At 43.6% G+C, this 17,690-nt stretch carries 13 protein-coding genes; 5 read left to right on the top strand and 8 right to left on the bottom strand.

Going from position 1 to position 17,690, the window contains the following annotated elements; genetic code table 11:
- Positions 1 to 42: 42 nt before the first annotated feature.
- The 3 genes from B0E43_RS20175 (at position 43) to uvrC (ending at position 6,850) form a co-directional block, all read left to right on the top strand.
- Entirely contained in the window at positions 43 to 2,664 is a 2,622-nt protein-coding gene (locus B0E43_RS20175; protein WP_077353187.1) for a lipopolysaccharide assembly protein LapB, read from the top strand.
- Positions 2,665 to 2,670: 6 nt separating this feature from the next.
- The gene (locus tag B0E43_RS20170) at positions 2,671 to 4,974 is read left to right on the top strand and encodes a penicillin-binding protein 1A (protein WP_077353185.1); all 2,304 of its coding nucleotides are present in this window, start codon (positions 2,671 to 2,673) and stop codon (positions 4,972 to 4,974) included.
- A gap of 70 nt (positions 4,975 to 5,044) precedes the next feature.
- Complete coding sequence (gene uvrC / locus B0E43_RS20165) at positions 5,045 to 6,850, top strand: excinuclease ABC subunit UvrC (protein ID WP_077353183.1); 1,806 nt, start codon at positions 5,045 to 5,047, stop codon at positions 6,848 to 6,850.
- 14 nt (positions 6,851 to 6,864) lie between these two features.
- On the opposite strand, the gene gldN is transcribed toward uvrC, so the two are convergent.
- The 8 genes from gldN to B0E43_RS20125 form a co-directional block, all read right to left on the bottom strand.
- Complete coding sequence (gene gldN / locus B0E43_RS20160) at positions 6,865 to 7,680, bottom strand: gliding motility protein GldN (RefSeq protein ID WP_077353181.1); 816 nt, start codon at positions 7,678 to 7,680, stop codon at positions 6,865 to 6,867.
- A gap of 28 nt (positions 7,681 to 7,708) precedes the next feature.
- On the bottom strand, positions 7,709 to 9,307 hold the full coding sequence (gldM, locus tag B0E43_RS20155; RefSeq protein WP_077353179.1) for a gliding motility protein GldM: 1,599 nt from the start codon (positions 9,305 to 9,307) through the stop codon (positions 7,709 to 7,711).
- Between the two features lie 37 nt (positions 9,308 to 9,344).
- On the bottom strand, positions 9,345 to 10,127 hold the full coding sequence (gldL, locus tag B0E43_RS20150) for a gliding motility protein GldL (protein ID WP_077353177.1): 783 nt from the start codon (positions 10,125 to 10,127) through the stop codon (positions 9,345 to 9,347).
- A gap of 47 nt (positions 10,128 to 10,174) precedes the next feature.
- Positions 10,175 to 11,269, bottom strand: a complete 1,095-nt coding sequence (gene gldK, locus B0E43_RS20145) for a gliding motility lipoprotein GldK (protein WP_077353175.1) — start codon at positions 11,267 to 11,269, stop codon at positions 10,175 to 10,177.
- Between the two features lie 168 nt (positions 11,270 to 11,437).
- Positions 11,438 to 12,418 carry a type IX secretion system membrane protein PorP/SprF gene (locus B0E43_RS20140; RefSeq protein ID WP_077353173.1) on the bottom strand — a complete coding sequence of 327 codons (981 nt, stop codon included), beginning with the start codon at positions 12,416 to 12,418 and terminating at the stop codon, positions 11,438 to 11,440.
- A 74-nt stretch (positions 12,419 to 12,492) separates the two neighbouring features.
- Positions 12,493 to 13,266, bottom strand: coding sequence for a uroporphyrinogen-III synthase (locus tag B0E43_RS20135; protein WP_077353171.1), 774 nt, complete (start codon positions 13,264 to 13,266; stop codon positions 12,493 to 12,495).
- A gap of 34 nt (positions 13,267 to 13,300) precedes the next feature.
- The gene (locus B0E43_RS20130; protein ID WP_077353169.1) at positions 13,301 to 14,410 is read right to left on the bottom strand and encodes a DUF4271 domain-containing protein; all 1,110 of its coding nucleotides are present in this window, start codon (positions 14,408 to 14,410) and stop codon (positions 13,301 to 13,303) included.
- A 14-nt stretch (positions 14,411 to 14,424) separates the two neighbouring features.
- Positions 14,425 to 16,116, bottom strand: a complete 1,692-nt coding sequence (locus B0E43_RS20125) for a POTRA domain-containing protein (RefSeq protein ID WP_139352837.1) — start codon at positions 16,114 to 16,116, stop codon at positions 14,425 to 14,427.
- 44 nt (positions 16,117 to 16,160) lie between these two features.
- On the opposite strand from B0E43_RS20125, the gene hemW reads away from it, so the two are divergent.
- Positions 16,161 to 17,282: a radical SAM family heme chaperone HemW gene (gene hemW, locus B0E43_RS20120; protein ID WP_077353165.1), complete on the top strand. Its 1,122-nt coding sequence runs from the start codon at positions 16,161 to 16,163 to the stop codon at positions 17,280 to 17,282.
- A 4-nt stretch (positions 17,283 to 17,286) separates the two neighbouring features.
- Positions 17,287 to 17,598 carry a DUF721 domain-containing protein gene (locus tag B0E43_RS20115; protein ID WP_077353163.1) on the top strand — a complete coding sequence of 104 codons (312 nt, stop codon included), beginning with the start codon at positions 17,287 to 17,289 and terminating at the stop codon, positions 17,596 to 17,598.
- Positions 17,599 to 17,690: the final 92 nt, after the last annotated feature.

Raw genomic sequence — 17,690 nt, 5'->3', positions numbered from 1 at the left:
GTAAAAAGGCTATTTTGGCACTTAAATTAGGTTAATTCTGAAATGAAAAAGTTTTCCGGTCTGGCGGTTGTATTATTTATAATTATCGGAGCCTGTTCCTCTGAGAAAAACACCTTTACCAACAGGACTTTCCACAACCTGACCTCCCATTTCAATGCGTATTACCTAGCTGATGCTAAAATCAAAGAAGTAGAAAATCAGGTTTTGACCAACTACAAAGAAGATTTTACACAGATATTGCCTGTCTTCATCCCGATTGATTCGGGCACCGTCAAAACATATAAAGCTAAACTGGATTCAGCCCACGAACTTTCCTCCAAAGCAATTGACTGGCACAGGATTTCCAAATGGGTGGACGACAGCTATTACTTGTTGGGGAAAATAGACTACCTCCAAGGACAACAGGACGATGCCCTGAATGCCTTCAAATACGTCAACAGTAACAGTAAAGACAAAGAACTTCGGCACAAATCTCTTATTAGCCTGCTCAGACTCTATGTAGACAAGCGGGAATATGAAAACGCCAACTTCACAATAGACTATCTTTCCAAGGAGACTGAAATCAGTGACGAAAACCGATTTGCCCTTTTCCGGACTTTGGCCTATTACTATGAGACAAGAATAGACCAAAACGGGGTAATTGGCGCGCTGGACAGGGCTGTGGAATACGCACCGGACAAAAAAGAAGAATCGCGGATCAATTTCATCCTTGCCCAGCGCTATCAGAAGGAAGGCTTGGACGCCTTGGCTTATGACTATTACCGAAAGTCGCTGGATGGAAATCCTCCCTACGAAAGAAGCTTTTTTGCCACACTCTATGCGCAGCAAGTCGCCGAACTGAACGCAAGCAAGGATCTCAAAAAAGTCCGAAACTATTACGAGGAACTTTATAAGGATCCCAAAAACAAGGACCTTAAAGATGTGGTGATCTACGAGAGAGCCCTATTTGAGGAAAAACAGGGGGACATTCCTCTCACCATTGATCTCCTCCATCAGGCTGCCAAAGAGCCGGGAAGTAATCCCCGTCTCAAAGGCTATATCTACCAGAAGCTTGCAGCGATCAATTTTGAGGAGTTCAAAGACTTCCGCGCCAGCAAATATTACCTGGACAGTGCGCTCACCTTTATAAAAGCTGATGACCCGGTAGCCATCGAAATCCAAGACCAAAAAGCAACCCTGGATCAATATGTATTCCATGTGGAGCGGATTCAATTAAATGACAGTCTGAAAACAATTGCCGGATTGAGTACGAAGGAGCAGACTGCGCTTGCAGAGCGTTTCATCTTAGCAGAACAGGAAAGACTGATCCAAGAAGCACAGGCAAAAGATCAACCCAAGAACTCCAATATTTTCAACAACCTGCTGGCATTTAGCGGCAAGGATCCGGGTGCCAGTTTTTACTTCGACAACGGTGCTGCCATGCAGCAAGGTGTGATTGAATTTAACAGGACTTGGGGAAACCGTCCATTGCAGGACAATTGGAGGAGGCGGGCGGCTATATTTCAGACCACCACCCAACCTGACTTGATGCCTATCAATACGGATTCCCTTGCACCAGCAGAAAATCCGATTTTGGCAGGATTGCCTACTTTGGAAAGCCTTTTGGATAAAATCCCCAACAATCCGGAGCAATTGGCTTTGATCAACGGGGAACTGGAAGAATCCTACTTTGAACTTGGTAAACTGCTTTACTTTGACCTGAAGGAAATCGAACCGAGCATTGACAACCTGGAAACGCTGATCCGGGATTTTCCTAATACGGCCCGAAAACCCGAAGCCTATTACCTGCTTTACTTGGGACAAAAAGATTCGGGAGGGAATTTTGAGCAATACGTAGGGCGGCTCAACAGGGAATTTCCCGAATCCCAATACACCTTTTCGGTCAACAATCCGGATGCCGCATCCGGAAATCTGGCAGCTTTGGAATCATCCAAGGGTTACGAGGAAGCCTACAACGCCTATTATTCCGGTCAGTATCAAAAGGCTCGACAAGTGGTAAAATCCACTCTTGAAGAATATCCCCTGACCCGCAATACAGAGAAGCTTCTCCTGCTCGATATTATGGTGACCGGCAAGCTGGAAAGCCGCGACAGGTTTAAGTCAAGACTGGAATCCTATATCGAGAACACGAAAGATCAGGCTCTGGTCAGTTTGGCAAGAAATATGCTCAGACCACTGCTGAGCAGTGAAGAATTAGCGGCAATGGCTCCCAAGGACAGTGTTGCGGTAGATTCCTCCCAGCTCTTGGCAAATCTGGAGGCTGAAAATCAGGCTAAAGAAATTCCGGCTGACTCACCTTATAAACTGAACGAATCACAAACTCATATCTTTGTGATTGCGTTGACCCGTACAGAAGCCGAGGTAGCAAAAAATCTACTTGGCGATCTTGAAAATTACCATGCTTCTGCTTTCCCAAATGCCAGGCTTCGCACCGGAAATATGAACATGAGCCCGGAGAATGCGATATATATAATCAGTCCATTTGCAAACGCAGAGAAAGCGAAAGCCTATTACGAGAAGTTTTCAAAGGAATTCAAATCGGATGGGTTTCCTGAGGAAGCAAGGAATAATTCCTTCTTCATCTCGATCGAAAACTTTCAGACTTTAAATAAATCCAAAAACCTGGAAGAATACCGAACCTTCTTCCGTACCATATATCAGTAAAATCCTATGTCAAAATCTGCCAAACCCACAATTCCTGATTGGGCCGGTAAAACAATAAAATACCTCTGGATCGCTTTCATTGGGGGGGTGCTTTTCTTCATCCTTTTTGTCTGGATGGTCAGCATCAATTTTCTGGGCTTGTTTGGTTCACTACCGGACTTTAAGGCTCTTGAAAACCCGGAGAGTGAACTGGCCTCTGAGCTTTATTCAGCTGATGGGTTTCTCCTGGGAACATACGCACGTGAAAACAGGAGCCCGGTAAAATTTGAGGACCTTTCTCCAAATTTGGTTCAGGCACTCGTAGCTACCGAAGATGTGAGGTTTGAAGAACATTCCGGGATCGACATGATCGCCATGATGCGGGTTTTTGTCAAGTCTATTTTGCTTGGACAGGATGCAGGCGGGGGATCAACACTTAGCCAGCAAACCGCCAAAAATCTTTTCAAAACCCGTACTGATGCCTCTCAAGGTGTTTTAAGCTCTATCCCAGGACTTCGGATGCTGATCATCAAGACCAAAGAATGGATCGTGGCTACGCAACTGGAAAAGGCTTATACCAAAAACGAGATCCTGACTTTGTATCTCAACACCTCAGAGTTTGGATCCAATGCTTATGGGATCAAAACCGCAGCAGGAACGTTTTTCAACAAACTCCCTTCCGAACTGAACGTCCAAGAATCTGCTGTCCTGGTGGGACTTTTCAAAGCACCGACCTATTATAGCCCGGTTTTCAATCCGGAAAATTCCCTCAGAAGGAGAAATACGGTTCTTTCCCAAATGGAAAAAAACGGCATTCTGTCCGAGACAGAATTCGATTCCATCTCAAATCTGCCGATTGAACTTGACTACAGGGTCCGAAATCAAAACCATGGTCTGGCCACCTATTTCAGAGAAATCGTCAAAGCAGATCTAATAAAATGGACCAAAGAAAACCTAAAATCCGACGGTTCGGCTTATGACCTTTTTGGTGACGGGCTGAAAATTTATGTCACCATAGACAGCAGGATGCAGCGCTATGCAGAGGAAGCCGTCAATGAGCACATGACCGATTTGCAGAAGGCATTCTTCAAGGAAATGGGAAACAGAGATCCCTGGATCGATGAAAACTGGCAGGTCATCCCCAATTTCATTGAAAGTGCAGTAAAAAGAACAGAAGCTTATCGTCTCCTCAAAGTGAGATATGGAGATGACACGGACTCTATCGACCTCAAGCTGAACGAGAAAAAGAAAATGCGGGTCTTCTCTTGGGAAGGCGAGATCGACACCCTGATGAGTACTATGGACTCGATGAGGTATTACAAAAAATTCCTCCAGGCCGGATTCATGAGCATGGATCCGCACACCGGGCATATCAAGGCTTGGGTGGGCGGCATCGATCACAAATACTTCAAGTTTGACCACGTAAAGCAAGGCAAGAGGCAACCCGGGTCTACGTTCAAACCATTCGTCTATGCAGCGGCAATCGAAAACGGATACAGCCCTTGCTATTCCGTAATTGACCAGCCAGTGGAAGTTTACATCCCTGGTCAGCCGGCATGGAGTCCATCCAATGCAGACGGAAAGTTTAGCTACGAAAAAATGACCATCAGACAAGCAATGGCTGAATCTGTCAACTCCGTCACCGCATACATGATGAAGAAACTAAGTCCAAAGATTGTCATGGAAACTGCCAGAAGACTTGGAGTCACCAGCGACTTGGAAGAAGTGCCGTCCTTGGCATTGGGGGTAAATGATGTTTCAGTTTTTGAAATGACTGGAGCCTTTGGCACGTTTGTAAACAAAGGAGAGCATACGACCCCGTATTACATCGACAGAATTGAGGATAAAAACGGAAATGTTATTCAACAATTCACCCCAAGAAAAAAACCGGCGATGAGCGAAGAGCATGCTTATTTGATGCTGTATATGCTTCGAGGTGGATTTGAAGAGCGAGGGGGAACGAGTCAAGGTGTCCCATATACGTTGCGCGAAGGAAATGAGCTAGGTGGAAAGACAGGTACGACCCAAAATGCCTCCGATGGATGGTACATGGGAGTCAGCAAAGATCTTGTCTCCGGGACTTGGGTAGGCGGTGATGACCGAGCGATCCACTTTCGAAGCTGGACAGCCGGACAAGGGGGAAGGACAGCCAGGCCTATTTGGGTGAAATTTATGTCCAAAGTCTATGCAGATAATAGCCTCGGATATACCAAAGGGCCATTCCCAAGACCTGAACGTCCGCTGAGCATCGAAATAAACTGCGATAAATACGAGCAGGACAGTCAGCGTTTTGCCGATTTTGATTACGATGCCAAAAAGAACGATTTCTAATTCATTGATCTGAACATTTAAACACAGAGAAAAACAGCCTGAATCCCGGGCTGTTTTTTAATTTTATTCCATGCAGTCATCCTCTTTTTTACCAGAAGAACATCTTCATCTGCCCGATCATCCGGGAGTATATAAATATTTCAATGAAGAAGATGAACTGGTCTATGTCGGCAAAGCAAAAAGTCTGAAAAAACGGGTAAGCAGCTATTTCAACAAAAACACCGGAGTCAATCTGAAGACCAGAAGAATGGTCAAGGAAATCCGAAGGATTGAAATCATCTTGGTCAACAGCGAACTGGATGCTTTGCTATTGGAAAACAACCTGATCAAAAAGATCCAGCCCCGATACAATATCCTATTGAGGGATGACAAGACTTACCCCTATCTGCTGGTTACTAAGGAGAATTTCCCCCGCATCTTCCAGACCCGAAAAATGATTCCGAAAAGAGGGACTTACTTCGGCCCATTTGCCAGTGTTAAGGCCATGAACAACGTGCTGGAGCTGATCCGGGAGTTGTTTACAATCAGGACCTGTAAGCTTGACCTCAGCCCTTACAAAATTGACGAAGGGAAATACAAAGTGTGCCTGGAATATCATATTGGCAACTGCCAAGGACCTTGTGAAGGATTACAAAAAGAACCAGCATACCTCAAAGATCTGGAACAGGCGAAACACATTCTTAAGGGAAACTTGGGTGTACCTAAAACCTATTTTAAGCAAGAAATGCAGGCTTTTGCAGAAAATCTGGAATTCGAAAAAGCCCAGCGGATGAAGGACAAACTGGAGCTATTGGAAAAATACCAGTCAAAATCCCTGATCACAAGTCCCAGCATTCAAAATCTGGATGTCTGCACCTTGGTCTCTGATGACAAAAATGCCTACGTCAACTTTATGCGGGTCAAAAACGGAGCCATGATCACCTCCAAAAACGTGGAATTGAAAAAGCGCTTAGATGAAAGTGATGAGGAACTGTTGATCACAGCACTTGTCCGGCTCCAGGACCAGTTCCAAAGCGATGCCGAGGAGGTTTTGATCAACATCGAACCGGAAAATCCTATTGAGGGTCTCAATCTTACAGTCCCAAAAATCGGAGATAAGAGGAAACTCATCGAGCTTTCCTTGAAAAATGCCTTGTTTTACAAAAAAGAAAAAGCACTTCTCCAAGGGCTCAATCAAGACAAAAAGGACCGTGTGATCCGAAAATTGCAGCAGGATCTAAGCCTTCCGGAAATCCCCGATCACATCGAATGTTTTGACAATTCGAATATTCAAGGCACCAGTCCTGTGGCGAGTATGGTTTGCTTTTTGGGAGGAAAACCTGCGATCAAGGAGTATCGGCATTTTCATATAAAGACAGTAGAGGGTCCAAATGACTTTGCAAGTATGAAGGAAATAGTCACCCGCCGATACAAAAGACTTTTGGAAGAAGGAAAACCATTTCCAAAACTGGTGGTAATTGACGGAGGAAAGGGACAGCTCTCTTCGGCAGTAGAAGCTTTACAGGAATTGGGCGTTTATGGCAAAATGCCCATCATCGGGATTGCAAAAAGACTGGAGGAAATTTATTTTCCAGGAGATTCCTACCCTATCCACATTGACAAAAAATCAGAAAGTCTAAAATTACTGCAGAGAATCAGGGACGAAGCTCACCGTTTTGCAATTACTTTCCATAGGAAGGTAAGGAGTAAAAATGCTTTTGGAACCCAATTGACAGAAATTCCGGGAATCGGAGAAAACACGACTGATAAATTGCTGAAGCACTTTAAATCGGTCAAAAAAATAAAATCGGCAAGCGAGGCTGAATTGACTGAAGTGATCGGTAGCAGTCGGGCAAAAGCAATACTGGAATGGATGGAAAAAGAAAAAGGGGCCTGAGCCCCTTTTCTATTTTACCACTCCCAGAGGGAGTTTTCAAATTCAAGCAGTTTGTATTCAAAAGCCAGAGAATTCAGGTAGGCCTGCATTTCCGGACTAGGATGATCGGCATTGACCAAATCTGCGATCAAGGCATCATCCGGATTGGTAAACCTCCTTACTACTGACCTAAAGAGTCTTGATTCAAAGGCCTCATCATAAGTCAGACTTTTTGAAATATTCTGGAAATTGATCCAACGTGCGGTAGGATGGTTTTTGAAATAATTGACAAAATCCTTATATCGGATAAATGCAACTGTTTTCTGACCAGCATTGGCATTAGTCTGCGATGGCATCACCAATTCAATGTATTTGATATCGAATACCAAGTCAGAATGATGTCTGTCGAAAACAAAGTCTTCCTTGAAATCAAGGTAGTACAACTGCTTGGAGAAGATAGAGTCTCCGTTTGCAGAGATCCAGAAGTTATCTTGGAATTCAGCAATTGAAAGCGGTTTGGTAAATTCTGCATCTGCAAAAACCTCCAGGGAATTTTCCTCCACCACAGCTTTATAAATGTGATTTACAATTCCGTTTGCTTTGTTGTCCCCAGACCCATAGAGTGAAAGGTTATACTTTTCTCTCAAATCGATTCTTCTCCAGACAGAGATTTGATACATCTTATCATCATCCCTGATCCGCTTCGCAGAATAGATGGTATCCATGGAAAACTGGCGATCACCAAAGCCGGAAGGATTGACGCTTGTCGCCACTTGGGCGGAAGTATTAATCGGAACCAGCCCAACAGCTACCAAAAGAGCCAGGAAGATGTGTTGCACAAATCGTTTCATAATTTTCTTTGTTTAATTCGAACTCCGATTACTTTACAGCCAATCGGATGATCTGTCTTAACTCAGAGTTGATTTTATTTCCTCTGAAATTTGTTCGGGTTACTTGTGTTACCCGGATTACGATATCGTCACCCGGTCTTGCACTTTCAAGTAAGGTTCTCATACTTCCACCAATTGGAACTGTACCTCTGGGAACTTCACTCCTTAAAAGAATCAATTCCCCACCTGTCACTTCAAAATTGGAGTCTTTTGCCATTGTTCTGGCAAAAGTTGGTTCTGCAACAGCGGCAACTTTCATTCCACTGAAAACATTCACCGCGTGGGCAACTGAACCATCCATTTCGCTTCCATTTGAAGCCAAAGCTTTGATTGTTGGCAAAGGAACCGGTTTGATATCAAACGCAACGTCTCCGATTTTATTTCCTCCACTGCTGACACCGATAGTCACTTTACCGGATCCGCCAGGGATCACAGTAAGTTGTCCAGGCTTATTTCCTTTGATGGACTGGCCATTGTTGACATTAAATTCAGGGGAATAGGTATTACCCAATGCCGGAACTTCAATCAACAACTCATTTGCACAATCCGCATAAAGCTGCTGCACTACCTCTGAAGACACTTTGATGATCGGCTGAGCGACGAAATATTCATATTCAACCGGAATAACCTGATCTTCTCCTCCTACATTGGTAATGATTTCACCTTTGAGAAGCTGTCTGGAAAGACCCTTGTCATCGTAGCTTCCTGCAGGAGGAACAGTAAATTCAACTTTTCCGAATCCGTTTTCCACAGGAACAGATCTGCCTCCCAAAGTCATGGTCGGTGCTGCGGAAGAAGATGCAGAAGCGATAAACATATCGCCCTGAAACTTAGTACCTGCAGCAACTACATTAGAAACCGCAGCGATTTTGCCTTCAAGGATATCGGCTTTGAAATAGAACGTACCGATTGATTTGGTGATTTCACTCAAAGCATCACTTTCAATGTTCAGCACCTCATTTTGATACTGTGAGATCAATGCCAAGACTGCTCCTACAGGAGACTTCACAAATGTCAAATTGACAAAACTCTTGTTTCTAGCCTCTCTGTCATTTGCAAACAGATCAATGTCCTTTGCGTCTCTTGCAATCGGCTGAAATTTCATTCCGGTGATCCCTATTCCGTCCAAAATTGCTGAAACCTGAGTAGGAAAGGCATTAAGTTTCTCTTTCAGTTCCTCTCCTTTGCCACTGTTGGCAAACAGATTGCCCGGAACTTCAGTATTTTTCAAAGCCGAATTGACGAAGTTACCTTCCTCATTTTTGGCATTAGCCTGCGTGATAAGTTGCTGCTTCAAGTCTTCGAGATAGGCGAAAATTTCTTTTGTCGCGTTTCTGACCTCCTGCGCTGCTCCTACTTTTGGAACATCTTTGGGATTGTTTCCCTGCTCTTCGACTGCGCCTTTGATATTGGCAACAGAGGATTCATTTTTAGAAATGTAATTTCTGGACGTCCGCTCCATCCCATCATTGATGAGGACGAACTTCTGAAGGATCTGATTACTTACCTGGAGGGCCAATAGGGCCGTCAGTACCAGGTACATCATCCCGATCATCCTTTGTCTAGGTGTTTCTTTTGCTCCTGCCATCTTTCTAGCTTTCGGTTCTTTAGATGTTTAGGACAGATTAACCTTTCATAGCGGAAAGCATTCCACCATAGATTTTGTTGAGTGAGCTTACGTTTTGGTTCAGCTTAGCCAGTTCGTTTTTGAAAGCTTCGGTTTCTTTTCCGGCTTCGCTCAAACCCTGCATGGCAGCAGTCATATTGCTGTAGAACTTGTTCAATGTCTTCACATGGCTGTTGGCATCCTGCAATTCAAGTTCATAGACAGAATTCAGTGCAGAAAGATTTTTGGTGACCGTCACCACTTGCGCATGGTAAGCCTTAGCATCTTGAGAGGCAGCAGACATTTCAGTAAGGGCAGCGGCAGTTTTGCTGTAAGAGACATTCATGTCTACCAAAGTTTTGGCGGCAGACTTTACATTGGTGGCGTATTCGTTTGTGGCAACTGCAGCATCAGAAAGGTTGCCCATTTTTTCTGCAGAAGTAGCCAGATTTTGCATTCCTTTTCCAAGGCTATCGATCAATTCAGGTCCGATTTTAGCTTTGGAAAGCATATCATCCAACTTGGCAGAGACATCGTCCCCTTTGGATTTCTTGGGTGCACCATCGGCTAGCTCAGGATAGATTTTGCTCCAATCCATATCTTCTTGTCTTGGTTCGAAAGAAGAAAGGAAGAAGATAACTGCCTCTGTGGACAATCCGACCCCGATCATGATGTTGGCGAATTGCCAATCGAGGATTTTGAACATCGCACCGAGGATTACGACAGCGGCACCAATACCATAAATTTTTGGCATAATGTTGCTGTAGAAATTAGCTTTAAAGGATTTGCTGTTGCTAGCCATTTGGAAATTGTAAATTAAGGTTAAGGTTTTTTCTTTTTTGGTGAGGTTTATCTTTTTGTTCTTTTGCTTGATTTCACATCCATAGAGCCGGATCTTCCCATGAAGGTCATGGCAGTTCGGAATCCAATGTGTGCTTGAGCGACTTCCTGATATTCATAGGTACGGGTGGAAGTCTCCAAGTAATGAGCGATATCCTTCCAGCTACCGCCTCTAACGATTTTTCTTGGTTCATTGGGATCATCATAAACTGGATCCAAATCCCAAGTGTCTACTCTGGAAGTAGCTTTGTAGGCATCCATTACCCACTCTGCAACATTCCCGGACATGTTATATAGTCCAAAGCCATTTGGCGCAAATACATCTACAGGAGCTGTGTAGGCAAATCCGTCATCAATGTAATTACCTCTTCCCGGCTTAAAATTGGCCATCAGACAGCCTCTTTTATTTTTAAGGTAAGGTCCTCCCCAAGGATATTTGGCTACATCTTTTCCGCCTTTCGCAGCATACTCCCATTCTGCTTCAGAAGGAAGTCTAAAGGAAGGCGCGTCAAAATCAGATTCGTCATTGGCTCTCTGGTGGTAGGTTCTCCACTCACAATACTTTTGGGCTTGATCCCAAGAAATCCCGACCACAGGGTAGTTGTCAAAGGCAGGATGGTCATAATAAAATTCCATCAAAGGATCTCCGTAGTGGTAAGAAAAACTGGTTGACCAAACTGTGGTGTCCGGTCTAAGTTCATCGTAGTTAAAGGTTGGCGGTTCTTTTAAAGTAGTCGGCGTACCGGTTGCCAATTCTCCATTTTTCACCGCTTCTAAAAACTGTCTGTATTTATTATTAGACACTTCGTATTTGTCCATAAAAAATTCAGAAATGGTGATCTGCTTGTTCATGGCAGATTGGGTATAGGCGATGTCTTCGTCAGATTGTCCCATCCAAAAAGTCCCGGCTTTGACAGGAACCATATCTATTGGTAAGTTTTGTTGCCAACTGGCCCGTTTTGCTACCCCGGTTACTTCCCCACGTCTGTTGGACTTATCACTTGCCGAACCCTTCTTATTAAACAGCCCGCAACCCGGTAAAAGTGTTGCCACGGCAAGGCCTAATGTAATAGGCACTAAGCGGAGTTTCATTTTTTTATACATAAATGACGTTTTTGAAATCATCAAATTTTTACCCAATCTAAAACCTTCTTGGAAATCGAAATTTAGCTGAATTAGCCGCAATAATGCAAATAACCTGCCAATTTTAAACCTATTTGTAAACCAACCGTAACAGTCTTTCCGAAATGTTATGGCTTGAATTCAAAGGGTTTAAAATCTATATCTCGGTGTCCGTTGAATTACCCGCTCCAGCTGCCTAGTGGAGGTAGGGAGCACATACCTTAACATCAATTCATGACTGGTTGGGGATTTTGCTTCTAATCCACCTGTCACCAAGTCAAAGGCATAGCCCAATTTCAGAGAATTATCCCTAAGCATGCTATATCCCAAAATCAAAGACAAAGATTCTTCACCGCGGTAGGCAATCCCTCCATTGATTTTGTTTTGATGTGTTGCCATAACGCTCACATCATAGGAAAAATTATTGAAGGACACGGTTTTGATAAGCAAACTAGGCTCGATTCTCAGTTGGCCGATCGGACGGATTCTGTAGCCGAAAAGAAAATAGGAGTGGTTTTTTAGTTGATTTTCATAAGAGCCATCTCCAAAATCAAAGGAAGGCTGATTGAGATGCTTGGAGCTCAATCCCAGGTAATAATTTCCCCTGTCATACAATATCCCGGCACCAAAATCCAAAGCCATTTGACTTTCCTTACCGGATTGGGGCAAATTTGACTCGGGGTTGACAACGACGATTTCACCATAATCCAAGGAACTGGAGAACATGCCAAAATACGCGCCAAAGCTTAGTGTAGCCCTGTTGATCTTTTTGTGGTAACTCCCCTTTAGGTTAAGTTCGAGGTTGCCAGTAGCTCCGATTTGGTCATTGACAATAGACAGTCCGTACCCTATATTTTTAGCATCTAACCTGCCCTCGGCCGTAATTAACTGGGTAACCGGAGCACCACCTTGTCCTGAGCTTGTGGTATAGTTCATCCACTGTGAACGATGTAGTGCAGAAAATCGATACCCACTTTCCTTACCGGCAAAGGCAGGATTGTAAAACATGCCATTATACATGTATTGGGTAAATTGTGCGTCCTGTTGTGCCTGAACCAATCCCGCGCAAAACAGCAGAATTCCTAAAAATCCAAGCTTTAAAAAATTATCCAATCGGCTTTTGGTAGTCATTTGGCTGAGGTATTTCCAATTTTAAACTAGTGTATGAATTTAAACTGAAAAACCACAGAAAATGATTTTAAGATTTACAAATTATTGGCCTTTTTGATATAAAGTTCCAAAGCACCGGTCATACTCGGAGCATTGGGCATGGGTGCTTCAATGTCCAAAATCAACCCGATGTCCCTCACTGCCTGGGCTGTCGTGGGTCCAAATGCAGCAATTCTGGTATTGCCTTGAACAAAATCCGGAAAGTTGCTTTTGAGAGATTTGATTCCTGAAGGGCTGAAAAAAGCCAAAATATCATATTTCACATCCGCCAGGTCTGACAGATCAGCTGCTACAGTATGGTAAATGATCGCTTCAGTAAAAGCAATTCCGTGCTTTTCCATATAACCCGGAATATCCTCTTTGCGGATATCTGAGCAAGGGAAAAGATATTTTTCACTCTTGTGCTTTTTGAAATAATCAAAAAGATCCTCAGCAGTTTTTTGCCCTACAAAGAGCTTGCGCTTGCGGATGACAATATATTTCTGGAGGTAATGCGCTGTTTGATCTGAAATACAGAAATATTTCATTTCTGCCGGCATTTCAATTTTAAAATCCTTACAGATCGCAAAAAAATGATCTATCGCATTCCGGCTGGTAAAAATAATAGCCGTATGCTTCAGTATATCTATTTTTTGCTTTCTGAATTCTTTGGGAGGGACTGGCTCTACCTTGATAAACTGCCTGAAATCTATCTTCAACTTATACTTCTCTGCCAACAACAGATAGGGAGAACTGGCATCAGTAGGTTTTGGCTGGGAAACTAGGATACTCTTTACGGGCTTAAAGCGATCTTTTGGAGCTGCACTCATGCTAGTTTGTTCCTTATTTTATTGTTCAATGACGTCACTGACCTAGACCCATAATCCATTTTGCTAGGATTAGAAAAGGGACTAATTCCGCGATGCAAAGGTATGTAAATAAATGGTATTTCTTAAAACTCAGTCTACTCATCATAATCAGGAACAATCCCAATACCCCGAAAATGTAAAACCAGAAAAAGCCGCTAAACAAAACAGAAAATGCTGGTTCAAGACCCGAAAAATTGTTTACGACGAAGTATGCTCCCACTAGTAGCACCACTGAGCTGCCAAATACAATCAGCCTCAGCAAATAAAAAAAATGGGAAAACTCCGCTTTGCCCAAATCAAACAAATATGAAATCAATCGGATTCCAATAAACTTGACAATAGTCAATACCAAAATTCCAAAGGCCCCAACCAGCCATATCAACAATAGGGAAGAATAATCCAGCCCTATCCAGGTATCTAACCATTCCTTTCTGAATACAACCAAGCCGGTGACTGCACCCTGTGAAATCATCATAGCCACGATCAGGATGTAGAAAATGATGTCGAAGGAAAAGAATTTTTGGAGGTTCCCACTGTCAGTAAAATCCTCTGCGCTGATCACCGAAAGGGGCTTCAGCATCATGGCCAGCAAATAGGGATAGGCCAGTTTGTATAAAGCCACAAAAAATAAAATGATAAATAACCCTGTAAAATAAAAATCCCTGACCGGTTGGGGCACAAATCGTCCGACCAACGGTATTCCTTCCGGACTGAGGACGACATCATCGAGATTTTCCCTGCCGATCACTTTTTTGATGCTCGCCTTCCTGGGGGCCAAATCAGGACTTACGACAGTAAAATTCAGCGAGTCCTTTCCAAATTCTGCCTGCAACTCCCCTATAGATCTAAAAAAAACCGTGTCGCCAGTAGTCAGCTGCCAGAGTTTCCCGTCAACAAAAACCGTGGATTTGGAGGGTAATTTGATTCGGATCTCTGATTCGGGAAAATTTGTCAGATCCACCGTCAGTTCTACCTGGTTATTTATCCCCAACCAGGATTCCTGACGGGCAGATTTCCAAAGTCCGTCATAATTTTCCAAAACCTGGGCATTCAAACCCAGACTGAGGAAACAAGAAAAAAAGACCAGCAAACGAACCTTAACCATAGAAATTTTACCCTCTAAAACCTGGCCAGATATCCAAAATGAATCCTGGAATAGGAAAAAGACAAAGGCTGTGAATTTGATTTCCCCAATGCAAATACAAAACTGAATAATCCTCCGTCAGTGTCCAAATTGATTCCGGTTCCAAATGAAACAGGATGGTCAATTTTTTGAACTTCGTATGGATTTTCGATTATACCCAAATCAGCAAAAACTACCAAAAAGGAATTTTGGTCAAAAAACAGGCGCTGCTCTAGATTGAAATATCCAAAACTCCTGGCGTAAAAATTCTTCTCATTAAATCCACGGATACTTTTCAGACCGCCTAGACGATAAAGTTCATTCAAAAACAAATTTTCATTTTCCATGAACCCGGCAACCCCTCGCAGCCACATACCCCAGGCAGACCTTAGGTACAAGTGCTTTTCCCCGGAAAACCAGCCCTGGTACTGTGCCGAAGACTCCTCAAGTCCGGTATACAACTCCTCAGGCAGTCCGGTATTTTGGATAATGCGTTTGTTGCCGAGTGAAAACCGGCTTTGGATTCGGCTTCCTTTTCGAGGATTGACTGGAGAATCCAGCTTGTTCCAATCGATCCCTATCCCGTACTGATTCCATCGGTAATCGATCGCCGATGGCAAAACCTCCGAATTCCCCATCCCATCAGATGAGATCAAGTCCCCTGCCTGCCTTTTTGTGAAAAAATCCAGATACCCTGAATCTGAAATACGATAGCCAAAATCGAGTTCAAAATTCCGGTTCACAAAGTTCGAATCTTGCTTAAGCAGGGAAAATCCAAATTGAAAATCCAAAGGAGAACCAAAAACAAAAGCCTCATTTGCCTTGATTTCCAAAAACTGGGACTGGATGTTCAACCTTTGCCAATTCACTGAAAAATCCCTCCCCTTACCTCCCAAATGATACAACCGCAGGTCAACTTCCCCGGTGATCAGCATTTTTCCGGGTTTATTTTCGTTGGGTAAAAGACCAACAACTCCGTCAAAAACATTGACTCTCCTATCCTGAATTGTAAAAACGGGCTGTGCATGTTGGGTTTGAAAAGAAATTTCAGGTGCTCCGACCAACGTAAAATAGGGTGATCTTCGGATGGTCTGTGCTGCTTTATTCAGTTGCTTTTGGGAAAATAGCTCACCTGGCACCAAGCCGGAAATCCGCTGCAAGTACCTTGGTTTGGTTTTGCTGGCACCCGATACCTCCAAACTATCCCAGGTGATCCTAGGACCAAAACTGAAATTTAACACACCTGAAATACTATGATCCTTTATCTCAAGGCTGTCCATTTTCAGTTCGGCAAATGGGAAGCCGCTGTTTTCAGCAAGTTCAAGCGCTTCATCAATCCAGAGATAAGGGGCCGGATATTCCGATCCCGGCTGACCCAGTTCCCTGAGATAGTACACTGGCATCATCTCAGTGTTGATATCTTTCCAACTGAAAAGTTCTCCAGAAACCCATGTTAAAGTCAGTGTATCCTCACGAAATGTTTCGGCAAAACTTCCTTCCAAAAAGCCTTGATTCTGAATGGCCCTGGCAAGGGAATCTGAAAAGTGTCGTGCTAGGACCTCATTTCCATAATCTTTGATTTTAGATTCACCAGATTCAGCCCAGGAGATACGGAAAACCTGCTGCCCCAAGCACAGCATCTGTCCAAAAGTCAGCAAAAGCAAAACCGTTAAAATCCGTGACTTCAAGGGGAAATTGGGATTGATTATATTCGCAAGTTAAACGAATTCACTTGGCAGGCATCTACATCCACATTCCATTTTGCAGGCAGGCTTGCCACTATTGTGACTTCCATTTCAGCACCAATTTGGACCGATTAGATCAACTGGTAGCAGCCATCGGCAAGGAAACCGAAATGCGAAAGGATTACCTCCAGGGCCAAACAGTCGAAACCGTTTATTTTGGAGGAGGTACTCCATCACTTTTGGCCAAAAACCATCTGGAATATATTCTGGATTTAATCCGGAAAAATTATACTTCGGACTTCAAAGAAGTAACTCTTGAGGCTAATCCAGACGACCTTTCGGATGAAAATCTGAAAACTTGGAAATCTCTCGAGATCGACCGACTGAGTCTGGGGATTCAAAGTTTTCAAGAGCATGTCCTCCAATTTTACAACCGGGCCCATACCGCAAAGGAAGCCAGGGAAGCCATTTCCAAAGGGAGAAATGCCGGCTTTGAAAAGTTCTCCATCGATCTGATTTATGGCTTTCCCCACCCAGATCATTCTATCTGGAAAAATGACCTGTCTGAGGCAATCCGTCAGGATCCCGGACATATTTCGGCATACTCTCTGACCGTAGAACCCAAAACTGCTCTTGGAAAATGGACGGAAAAAGGTCGGTTTCGACCTGCTGAGGAGGATTTTGTGGCAGAACAGTTTGAATGGCTGCAGGAGCAAAGTGAGCATGCAGGCTACATTCAATATGAAATTTCCAATTTTGGAAAACCATCCAATTTTGCCCTTCACAACACTAATTATTGGAAAGGTGTCCCCTATCTCGGCCTTGGACCAAGTGCCCATTCCTTTAACGGAAAAAACCGTGGCTTCAATCCATCTTCCAATCCGGGTTATCTTAAATCTTTGGAGGCAGGAAAAATCCCATTTCAAATCGAACCCAGCACCCCACAAGATCAGGTCAACGATCGGATTTTGACCGGTTTACGGACCATTTGGGGGCTTTCTCTTTCGGAAATTTCCGGGGAATTTGGAATCGATCTGGCTCAGAGCAAAGCCAAGGAGATTGAGAAATTAGAAAAGCAGGGTTGGCTGATTTGGGATGGTAAAATCCTATCTTTGACCAAAAGGGGAATGTTACTGGCTGACAGTATCGCAGCCGAACTATTCATCTGAATCCATGAAAGAAAACCCATATCCAGGAAGAAAAAAAGATGCTGCCCCACTTGAAGCGGCATTCAATGAACTCCTGAAAGCTTATCGGCTCGAAGACAAATTCAAAGAAAAACAACTGATCAGCAGCTGGGGAGAAATCGTCGGCAGAACAATTTCAGACCGGACCACTTCGGTATTTATTAAGGACAAAAAACTTTTTGTTAAACTGAGTTCTGGTCCTGTCAAAAAAGAACTGATGCTCAACAGATCCAAAGTTTTGGCCCTGATTGAAGAAAAAGTGGGAAAAGGAGTAGTAGAAGAATTGATTTGCCTCTGAACTGCTGTTTACAATTTTTAACAGGTCAAAACTGACTGAAATCGGCCGTCCCTATCAGGATTAGTTCAGTTTCAGTATTATTGCGAAAGCAT

This window comes from Algoriphagus sp. A40, assembly GCF_002002735.1.
Taxonomy (GTDB): Bacteria; Bacteroidota; Bacteroidia; order Cytophagales; family Cyclobacteriaceae; genus Algoriphagus.
The sequence above is the reverse complement of the archived record's forward strand: the minus strand, read 5'-3'. Positions and strand labels throughout refer to the sequence as shown.

Coding starts and splice junctions, on each gene's coding strand:
- gldM (WP_077353179.1), bottom strand. CDS start 9,307: ATGGCAGGAGCAAAAGAAACACCTAGACAAAGGATGATCGGGATGATG.
- gldN (WP_077353181.1), bottom strand. CDS start 7,680: ATGAAACGATTTGTGCAACACATCTTCCTGGCTCTTTTGGTAGCTGTT.
- gldL (WP_077353177.1), bottom strand. CDS start 10,127: ATGGCTAGCAACAGCAAATCCTTTAAAGCTAATTTCTACAGCAACATT.
- uvrC (WP_077353183.1), top strand. CDS start 5,045: ATGCAGTCATCCTCTTTTTTACCAGAAGAACATCTTCATCTGCCCGAT.
- B0E43_RS20135 (WP_077353171.1), bottom strand. CDS start 13,266: ATGAGTGCAGCTCCAAAAGATCGCTTTAAGCCCGTAAAGAGTATCCTA.
- B0E43_RS20130 (WP_077353169.1), bottom strand. CDS start 14,410: ATGGTTAAGGTTCGTTTGCTGGTCTTTTTTTCTTGTTTCCTCAGTCTG.
- B0E43_RS20170 (WP_077353185.1), top strand. CDS start 2,671: ATGTCAAAATCTGCCAAACCCACAATTCCTGATTGGGCCGGTAAAACA.
- B0E43_RS20175 (WP_077353187.1), top strand. CDS start 43: ATGAAAAAGTTTTCCGGTCTGGCGGTTGTATTATTTATAATTATCGGA.
- gldK (WP_077353175.1), bottom strand. CDS start 11,269: ATGTATAAAAAAATGAAACTCCGCTTAGTGCCTATTACATTAGGCCTT.
- B0E43_RS20140 (WP_077353173.1), bottom strand. CDS start 12,418: ATGACTACCAAAAGCCGATTGGATAATTTTTTAAAGCTTGGATTTTTA.
- B0E43_RS20115 (WP_077353163.1), top strand. CDS start 17,287: ATGAAAGAAAACCCATATCCAGGAAGAAAAAAAGATGCTGCCCCACTT.